Raw genomic sequence first — 8,910 nt, 5'->3', positions numbered from 1 at the left:
ACGCCGTTTCCACAGATCGCCCGCTCGACCTCGATCGCCACCGGTTCGTGCGTGGCATCGTCCACGATCACCAGGCACTTGATCACCCGGCCGTCGGCCGTCCGGTCGAACACGAAGTCCATCGACCAGACCTCGTTGGCCCGGGTCGGTCGCAGCAACGGCTGTCGCTCACCCACCAGTACCTTCTTGCGCTTGCGACGGCGCACCTGCAGCCGCTCTTGCCGATACAGCCGCTCGACACGCTTGTAGTTCACGAACTGTCCCTCCTGGCGAAGCTTGAGGTGGATCATTCCGACGCCGTAGCGCTTGTGTCGCTGCGCCAGGGCCAGGATGCTCGCTCGGACCTCCACGTTCCTGTCCGGACGCGGTGCATAACGCAGCGCGCTGGCGCTCATCCGCACCACCGCCAGCGCCCGGCGCTCGCTCAAACCCTTGCTCACCATGTAACGCACCTGCTCCCGACGGGCCGGTGCGCTCACCACTTTTTTCGCAGGACGTCCTTGATCACCTCGTTCTCGAGCACCTGCTCGGCCAGCAGCTTCTTCAGCCGGGTGTTCTCCGTCTCGAGCTCCTTCAGGCGCTTGGCGTCGGGCACGCTCATGCCGCCGAACTTGCTGCGCCACAGGTAGTAGGAGGCCTCGCTGAAGCCGTGCTTGCGGCATAGCTCCTTGACCGGCAGCCCCGCCTCGGCCTCACGCAGGAAGCCGATGATCTGCTCTTCGGAAAAGCGCTTCTTCACGTCCAATCTCCTTGCTCTGGGGGATTGGACTCCAAATCGCCGCGCTACTCAAAACCGGGGGGACGTCGCATTGCCGCCAGCGAGGAAGCGGACGCCAAGAAGGGTGCCTTGTGGAGCAAGCTCGGCTTGAATGACGACAACAGACTGCTCCGTGCCGTCCTCAAGTAGCTGGTAGGCGCAGCACGGCAAGGACATTGGTGCAGCGGCAGACTCACCTGGTACGTAGAAGACAGCGAGACCTGCCGCAACGTCTGCTTCTGTAGCCGGGCGACCAGAAATGTGTGGTGTGCTGCGCCAGTCGCTCGGTGAGATTGGTCCCCAAAGTTCCGACATAGCTTGAGTGGCACCTAACGCCTGAATTAAGCCGACCCGCGAAGCGGGTTCGGCTTGAATGAATTGTTAGGCCTAGCCGCTGTAGAACGACCAGGCCAAGGACACAATCTTGCCGCTCTTGTGCGAGATCTCAAGTGTTGAGCCGTTCTCTCCAAGTAGGAACACAATGCTGTTCGGTTGCTCGTGTGAGGGCTGGCCAAGTTCCGAAACCGCAGACTCTAGCGAAGCGCCAACCTGAAGAAAGCTGGGCATAGATGCTGTTGTATCACTCACATAGACGTAAAGGACGATTCCATTTGGATCCGTCGCAAGCGGAGAGCTCAGAATCTGCAGCTCCCCGACACTGCATGAGATCGTCTCTATTCGCTCAGTCGTTTCCGGGTCGTAGGGCGATGGCCTGAATGATTGCACCGTTGTAGCCACCTCGTCCGCGCAAAGGGTGTGCGGGAGGGACTGACCGAGAGCATAGATGTCTGTAGGAGCGACAGCAGGTCCTGAACTAGTGGCCGCCGCAAGAAGAAGGAGTATCAATGCGCTCATGTGGCCTCCAGCTAGGCCTAACGCCGGAATTAAGCCGACCCGCGAAGCGGGGTCGGCTTGAATGAATTGTTAGGCCCCAACCGATTCATCCAGACTCACTCCACAGAATGGGCAGTGAGCAACTGGCCGAAAGAGCAGGAAGCCTCGCTTGCCGAAGTATGTGTATTTAGCGCCTATGTTGCCCTTGCAACGCGGGCAGCGCACGAGAAACCGATAAGCGAACCAGCCCGAAATGGCCGCGACGGCCAGCACGAGCGCAAGAGCAATTGGCCAGCCTGGCAGGAAGAAGTACGTAGCCTGGGCGGAGAGAATGGCGAGAACAGCCGCTCCAACCATAGCCAGGAAGTACCGGTTCTTCTTCCTTGCCAGCAATTCGCGGATCGTCATTTGGGGCCTAACGCCTGAATTAAGCCGCGCCGCGAAGCGGCGTCGGCTTGAATGAATTGTTAGGCCGCGTACCGGCGACCGGAAGTGAAGCTTATCCCGACTTAGCTCGGCTGGTGAGAGACGCCAAGATCCAGGCGACAACCCAAGTGACAGCCACCCAGAACAGAAGAAGGAAGACCCAGCCAAAGGTGGTAGGTGCACACCAACCCCATCCGCACAATCCGTCGTGCTCCAGAAGCCCCGGGATACCGGCCTTGTGGAACAGATAAATAGCGAGAAACGGTGCACCCAACAGCAAGCCCGCGCCAGAATCGAAGTACGAAGGCCAGATTGCGCCAGGCAGGAGAAGCAAGCCGTAAGTCACAACCAGAACGATCAGGAACTTGAGTGTCCGCTGCTTGAGCATTTGTCTAGCGGCCTAACGCCTGAATTAAGCCGCGCCGCGAAGCGGCGTCGGCTTGAATGAATTGTTAGGCCCCACCCAACGATAGAGAAGTGCTGAGACCAACAAGCCGAGCAGGCCACCGGCATACGTGACGACAATTGGCAGGTAAGTTGGCTCGTAGGCGAGCCCCTCGCCGTAACTTGCTGGGAAGTACGAAGGCTGCACCAACAGCCAGGCGACTACAGCGCCCACAAGCATTGCGACCAAGGCGCTTGTCAGCTTGCGCATCGGCGCGGAAAGGTAGGTCGCGAGAACAACCGCGAATGCCGCAATAAAGCCAATACTTGGAACGAACCAAAGTCCCAGCACTTCAGCGACGAAGGCGCCCACAAAGCCCACGACTACAAAGCTGGCGATGACGACTACCACCATTAGCGACCATCTTAGAGCCATTGTCGTATCTCTCGTGGGGCCTAACACCTGAATTAAGCCGCGCCGCGAAGCGGCGTCGGCTTGAATGAATTGTTAGGCCTCACGGCGCCGACCCCTGACTTGCCTCAAACCGCTCCACACAGTCTGGGCAAAGCCCTATCTCATTGACGGTGAGCGGATGAAAGTACTCCATCGCTTTGTCCTTGAAGTACAGGCCTTCCTTGACCTCAATCTTGACCGGATCATATCCGACGCTCTGACACATGACACATTGGTTCAAGTACTTCTTGAACCCTTGATACTCATCAAGCCATTCGTCGCGGTTGCGTCCTGTCTTCATGAGGCCTAGCGCCTGAATTAACCGGACCCGCGAAGCGGGTTCCGGTTGAATGAATTGTTAGGCGCCAACCGACGCAACGCCATGCCACTAGTCTCCGATTAGCCAAGGCAGCAGCACAACCCCTATAAGCATAAGTATGCCAACAGTGCTGCTGAAGAAAATAACGAGCCCGGATACTACAAGAAGCGCAGAGACTGCCCTAGCGCGACGACCGGAGAGTGCTCGGTCGTCCTCCGAGCTCCCACCCTCGATACCATAGGTAATCTCGCCTTTAACGCAGCTATAGACGCCGTACGCAATAGCGACAGCGGCGAACAGATAAATGGCTACGTCTTGATCAATCGCCATTGGCGCCTAACGCCTGAATTAAGCCGCGCCGCGAAGCGGCGTCGGCTTGAATGAATTGTTAGATGTGTGCACGCATAAGTCCAAGTGAAGGAATAAGAAAGGCAAAGACTACCGCAGCTAAGTGAAGCCGCGGGCGGACGATCTTGGTCTTGAACAGATTGTTTGCCGCCACAAAGAAAAGCACGGACGCAGACAAAGCAACAGCGAAGAGCACGCAACCAAAGGCGCCGATAGGCTCTCTTGTTTCAGGCGACGCCAAAAGCGTCTCTACAAGGACGACTCCAGCGATTCCTAACAATGCGATGCCAAGCAAGTCTTCGGCACCGATCAGAAGAATTCTTGCAGTCTTGGTCATACGTCCAGACACATCTAACGCATGAATTAAGCCGCGCCGCGAAGCGGCGTCGGCTTGAATGAATTGTTAGGGCTATTCCCCGTTTATTTCCTTGTAGGATCTGAAGCCGATTGGCTTTGCATCTGACCCTTGATTATCTAGATCAAGTTCACTACACAACCGGGCATAGATTTTTGGCGGGAAACCGCCATCAAAGCCATATCTCTTGCCGTGCATCTGCATCTCCAGAACCCCGGAAATGTTCTTGTACTTGTCTCCGAGTCTGCGTTTAACGATGTACTCAGAGACCTGTTTGCTATGCGTAAACCTAAGGGCAGATATCTCAGCCACAAGCTGGACAAACTCGTCCTCCTCAATCCTCTTTTGAACTGAAGCTTTCTCCTCGGCCTCCTGTCGCTTTATGGCCTCAATCCTTCTTCGCTCTTCTCTTTCGCAACTCTTTCGTTGCTCCAGTTCGGATATCTTTTCTTCAAACTTGGTCAGTATGTCTTTGGGAACAATTTCCAGAATTGCTCTTGTGGTAGTTTCTGAAAGAGGAGAGAACTGCCCAGATGAATTTAGCGGTCTACTTTCATCCACCAGCATCCTTTCAGCTGCATTGATGATGTTTCTATAGTCGTCCGGAAACCGCGTGGATATTACTCTTGAATCCACCAGTGAAACGACTTGGTCGCCTTTTGCTGTTTGCTCATACTCATACCAAAAAAGCGGTTTTTCATATGAATTCAATGCTTCAGCCAACTCTGGGCTCGCTCGCTTTACAGTCTTTATGTGAAAGAAAACTTCTGCCCCATAGGCTGACCCTGTAAAAGTACGAGAGACGAAACCGAAGCCTCGGTCTTCAAGGTATCGGTCAACTTTCCCGAAGTCTATTCGTGTCACAGAGTCACCCGTCATAGCCCTAACGCCTGAGTTAAGCCGCGCCGCGTAGTGGAGCAAAGCACATGGCATGCTCTACCTGCCATGTGCTTTGTGTAACGAAGCGGCGTCGGCTTGAACGAACTGTTAGGCGACACGCTACGACGAAAATCGGGGTGCGACAAGCTCTTGGCTTGGGGTGTGGCCGGAGCTTATAGCGCCCGGGCGCGTCGGCCCGGACCTGTCCCCGGACTTGGCCGAAGCCCGCGATGGACGGTTCGGTCGCAACGCCTGAATCCAGCCTTCCGAAGGCCACCGCGACGCACTGTCCCGGCGCGCTTGCGACTGCTTGGCGAAGCCAAAGATGCTGGCAAAAGGTTGGACGATCCGATTGCGACGACACTCAATGATGCGACATCGCAGCGTGCCGCCTAACACCTGAATTAAGCCGCGCCGCGAAGCGGCGTCGGCTTGAATGAATTGTTAGGCCCAAACGAACTGAACATGCTCTTTCCCGCGATTGTCCAGAACGTATGACCGGACGTACATGCGATGGTTCTCTGCGACGTATACCTCCGTGCGCATCTCTGAGATAGCCTCTGGATCAATTTGGTGCCGTACAAGATGCTCGGATAGTGCCTTGCGGTAGTACTTGAGCGACTCCCGCACGCGAGGAGTGAGTCCGAACAGCTCTTCCGGACGGTTTGGGATCCAAGTGACAGTAACCTTCTCTCCTCGTCGGTCACGGGCGAGCTGATACATGTCCTCAAAGACGAAGTCATTGTCCACGTAGTTCATGCCACTCATGAATGAGTGAGTCCAGTTGTGTGCCATGGACTTGATGAGCTTGTATTTCACGGGAGAATGATCTTGGGCCTAACACCTGAATTAAGCCGCGCCGCGAAGCGGCGTCGGCTTGAATGAACTGTTAGGTTGCGACCGCCAGACCCAAGGCACTACCGTTTCTCCGTCAGTGTCGACGAACGGTTGGCCCCTTAGGAAGCCCAGACGCGCTACAACCCTGGAAGATGCCATGTTACGAGGAAGTACATGAGCAACAACTTCTTGTACGAGGCCGCTTGAGACCGCCATTTGCAGCAGGCGCCCGACAGCCACAGTTGCGACACCCCGACCTCTCTCGCTCCGGGCAACGCCGTAACTGATCTCTACGGCGCCATGGGTAGGCGCAGTTTTGAAGCCGCACCCTCCCAGAACCGATTGGCGTGACTTTGAAACGATCAATAACGGGACGCACCAGAAAGCAGGAATGCCGAGCTCTAGCTGGGCCAGGGCGCGAACAGCCACCTTGGCAGGCGGCAACGCACCGTCAGGAATCTCAATGATGCCAAGATCAACAGGCTCGCAGACCGCAAGGCGATGCAGATTGGGAAGATCGATAGGAATGAGCTCAATGGCTTCTGGGTCTACGACCTGCGACATACGCTACTCGCAACCTAACGCCTGAATTAAGCCGCGCCGCGAAGCGGCGTCGGCTTGAATGAATTGTTAGGCGCGTACCGGTTTGTGCTCGGTATGCGCGAGCTGTAGCTGCTTTGCGGTTGGTGGGTAGACGTCGTACCAATCCAACGCGTAAACGCGTTCGCGATCAGCGTCAAGCGTGGCTGGGTTGACTGGAATCTCGTCACCAGGCGTGCCGCTGTTCTTGCCGACGACAATCGAAGTCAGCGGCGGCAGCCGACTGTCGATGCAGTAGAAAGCGACATGCCCCAGCACGCTGTTGAGCACACCGGCCGCTTCCTTTTTATACATCAGAACAGATAAACCCTCGTAGGTCAGCGTCTGCCTGCGCATCGCCGCTCCAACGAGAATTTGCCAAGCTTGAACAGCGCGATCAGGGTGCTTGGAGGTTGGATTAAAGTTCTTCATAGGCTTCCTGTGAAGTTTCGTAAGCGCCTAACGCCTGAATTAAGCCGCGCCGCGAAGCGGCGTCGGCTTGAATGAACTGTTAGGCATGCGCGCCGCGAACCTTGTGGAGCGCCGCCTTTGAACGAAGGCCGAGTAAAACAGATACAACGCCAAGCGTGAGAGATGTGGCACCAAGCAGCATTACGGCTAGAACGCCTTCCGAGTGACGAGCAAAGAGCCACTCAAGCTTTGACCGGAGCTCTGTTAGCGTCTCACTCAATGATGCGTTCTCCAAAAGCGCGGATCTGACCTGAAAGTACTCTTTGGTCAGGCCGTTCCCAAGAAACGGCGGATCTGCGAATAGCGGCCAAGCCCAGATAAGTGCAAGTGCACCGACGACGATTTGACCGATGCCAATGAGCAGGAAGTAAAACGTCAGATTCTTTGACGCGGTCATAGCATGCCTAACGCCTGAGTTAAGCCGCGTCGCGTAGTGGAGCAAAGCACATGGCAAGCTCTACCTGCCATGTGCTTTGTGTAACGAAGCGGCGTCGGCTTGAACGAACTGTTAGGCGGCACGCTACGACGAAAATCGGGGTGCGGCAAGCTCTTGGCTTGGGATGTGGCCGGAGCCGGGGTACCCGGGCGCATCGGCCGCGAGCCCGTCCTGGAATCTGGCCGTAGCCAGCGACAGACCGTCCGGCTGCGGCGCCTGCCACTGGCCGTCCGAAGCCGGCCGCGACGAACTGTCCCGGCGCGCTACGAATACTTGGCCGAAGCCAGAGATGCCGGCAGCATTCTGGCCGATCCGATTGCGATGACACTCAATGGCACGAGGTTGCAGCGTGCCGCCTAACGCCTGAGTTAAGCCGCGCCGCGAAGCGGCGTCGGCTTGAATGAATTGTTAGGTGCCACGCCGGGACGGTGGCCAAGCAGTACAGCTTTTGACATCTTGTATCTCCCCAGACCATAAGCCCATGTGGCCTTGACGCTGTGAAGTGAACCGGCCAATCACCAACGCGTAGCCATTTGTGAATTTTCTCGCATCATCACGCTTGCATTCATTAGCATTTAGCCATAACCCATTCTTGTTCAGGCCGTGCTCGTAGTCGTCTTTATGCAGATAGATGCCGTTCCCCTCGAACTCTAGGTTTACGAAGCCGGACACCATCACCATCTTCCCCTCATACCTCTCCGGCGAAGCAACAAGTTGAACAAGCGACACGTCCTCTAAAGACTCTTCCGAGAGTGCGACGGATGGAGATAGTCCTGCGAGTAGAAGAACGACCAAAGCGCGATGGGTTTTCATGGCACCTAACGCCTGAGTTAAGCCGACCCGCGAAGCGGGTTCGGCTTGAACGAATTGTTAGGCCATTAGCGACGCGCTTTGCGCGCATCAGTGGCCGCCTTCTCCGCGGCTTCTTCAATAGAAGCCGCTTCCGAGCGGGAGAAGGTCGCTGTTTCAAGCGTGCTCGTCTCCAGCTTGCTGAGCTCGCGATATGAATGAACGCGTTTCAGCTCGAGAACGTGTCCCACAAGTTGAACATCCGCTTGAATCTTCCAGAAGCCGCTGGATGGGCCATACGAAACATTACGACGGAACGCTTTGGCACGGGAACCTCTACCCAGTGAAAGTAGGCTGACCGACGGGGTGGGAGTGCCTGGGCACTTGGGCGAGATCACACTGTAGCCATGGTGTGCTGTTCCTACGATCACGAAGGTGGCGAGCTGCGGGCCCCCGTCATGCGCGTCGGTGGTTAGGCGACACAGCGGATCGCCAGCGTACGCAATGAGCGGGCAAAAGAACAATGCCAATGCAGCTAGAACCAGGCGTGATTGATGTTTCATAGTGGCCTAACGCTTGAGTTAAGCCGCGCCGCGTAGTGGACCAAAGCACATGGCAAGCTGTACCTGCCATGTGCTTTGTGTAACGAAGCGGCGTCGGCTTGAACGAACTGTTAGGCGGAACGCTACGACGAAAATCGGGGTGCGACAAGCTCTTGGCTTGGGATGGGGCCGGAGCGCGTGGCGCCCGGGCGCGCCGGCCGGGAACCTGTCCCCGGACCTCGCCGAAACCGGCGATGGGCCGTCCGGTTGTGGCGCCTGCCGATGGCTGTCCGAAGGCGGCCGCGACGCACTGTCCCGGCGCGCTTGCAAGTGCCTGGCCGAAGCCAAAGATGCCGGCAGCATTCTGGCCGATCCGATTGCGACGAAACTCAGGTGACACGACGTTGCAGCGTGCCGCCTAACGCCTGAATTAAGCCGCGCCGCGAAGCGGCGTCGGCTTGAATGAATTGTTAGGCCGCGCGCCCGCGACCAAGAACCGG

General features: G+C 56.8%; 10 protein-coding genes and 1 pseudogene. 1 reads left to right on the top strand and 10 read right to left on the bottom strand.

The features are described from left to right. Nucleotides 1-739: pseudogene (locus tag JMO03_RS00810) on the bottom strand (IS3 family transposase); the annotation flags it as partial. 987 nt (nt 740-1,726) lie between these two features. On the opposite strand from JMO03_RS00810, the gene JMO03_RS00805 reads away from it, so the two are divergent. Continuing rightward, a complete protein-coding gene (locus tag JMO03_RS00805) occupies nt 1,727-2,017 on the top strand; it encodes a hypothetical protein (protein WP_202839250.1) in 291 nt (96 codons plus the stop codon). Nucleotides 2,018-2,429: 412 nt separating this feature from the next. Here JMO03_RS00805 and JMO03_RS00800 read toward each other — a convergent pair whose 3' ends face one another. The 9 genes from JMO03_RS00800 to JMO03_RS00760 all read right to left on the bottom strand — a co-directional run bounded on the left by JMO03_RS00800 (nt 2,430) and on the right by JMO03_RS00760 (nt 7,892). Beyond that, on the bottom strand, nt 2,430-2,816 hold the full coding sequence (locus JMO03_RS00800) for a hypothetical protein (RefSeq protein ID WP_238345775.1): 387 nt from the start codon (nt 2,814-2,816) through the stop codon (nt 2,430-2,432). Nucleotides 2,817-2,916: 100 nt separating this feature from the next. Then, a complete protein-coding gene (locus JMO03_RS00795) occupies nt 2,917-3,156 on the bottom strand; it encodes a hypothetical protein (protein ID WP_202839245.1) in 240 nt (79 codons plus the stop codon). A 406-nt stretch (nt 3,157-3,562) separates the two neighbouring features. Further along, on the bottom strand, nt 3,563-3,859 hold the full coding sequence (locus tag JMO03_RS00790) for a hypothetical protein (RefSeq protein ID WP_202839243.1): 297 nt from the start codon (nt 3,857-3,859) through the stop codon (nt 3,563-3,565). 72 nt (nt 3,860-3,931) lie between these two features. Continuing rightward, nucleotides 3,932-4,798 (bottom strand): cold-shock protein, encoded by an 867-nt coding sequence (locus JMO03_RS00785; RefSeq protein WP_202839241.1) that lies wholly within the window; start codon nt 4,796-4,798, stop codon nt 3,932-3,934. A 402-nt stretch (nt 4,799-5,200) separates the two neighbouring features. Further along, on the bottom strand, nt 5,201-5,575 hold the full coding sequence (locus JMO03_RS00780; protein WP_202839240.1) for a hypothetical protein: 375 nt from the start codon (nt 5,573-5,575) through the stop codon (nt 5,201-5,203). Between the two features lie 30 nt (nt 5,576-5,605). Then, nucleotides 5,606-6,157 (bottom strand): GNAT family N-acetyltransferase, encoded by a 552-nt coding sequence (locus tag JMO03_RS21575; protein ID WP_202839239.1) that lies wholly within the window; start codon nt 6,155-6,157, stop codon nt 5,606-5,608. Nucleotides 6,158-6,223: 66 nt separating this feature from the next. Next, complete coding sequence (locus JMO03_RS00770; protein ID WP_202839238.1) at nt 6,224-6,604, bottom strand: hypothetical protein; 381 nt, start codon at nt 6,602-6,604, stop codon at nt 6,224-6,226. Between the two features lie 79 nt (nt 6,605-6,683). Next, complete coding sequence (locus JMO03_RS00765; RefSeq protein WP_202839237.1) at nt 6,684-7,040, bottom strand: hypothetical protein; 357 nt, start codon at nt 7,038-7,040, stop codon at nt 6,684-6,686. A gap of 447 nt (nt 7,041-7,487) precedes the next feature. Next, on the bottom strand, nt 7,488-7,892 hold the full coding sequence (locus tag JMO03_RS00760; protein WP_202839236.1) for a hypothetical protein: 405 nt from the start codon (nt 7,890-7,892) through the stop codon (nt 7,488-7,490). Nucleotides 7,893-8,910: the final 1,018 nt, after the last annotated feature.

The sequence above is a fragment of the Luteimonas saliphila genome (genome assembly GCF_016774335.1).
Lineage (GTDB): Bacteria > Pseudomonadota > Gammaproteobacteria > Xanthomonadales > Xanthomonadaceae > Luteimonas > Luteimonas saliphila.
The sequence above is the reverse complement of the archived record's forward strand: the minus strand, read 5'-3'. Positions and strand labels throughout refer to the sequence as shown.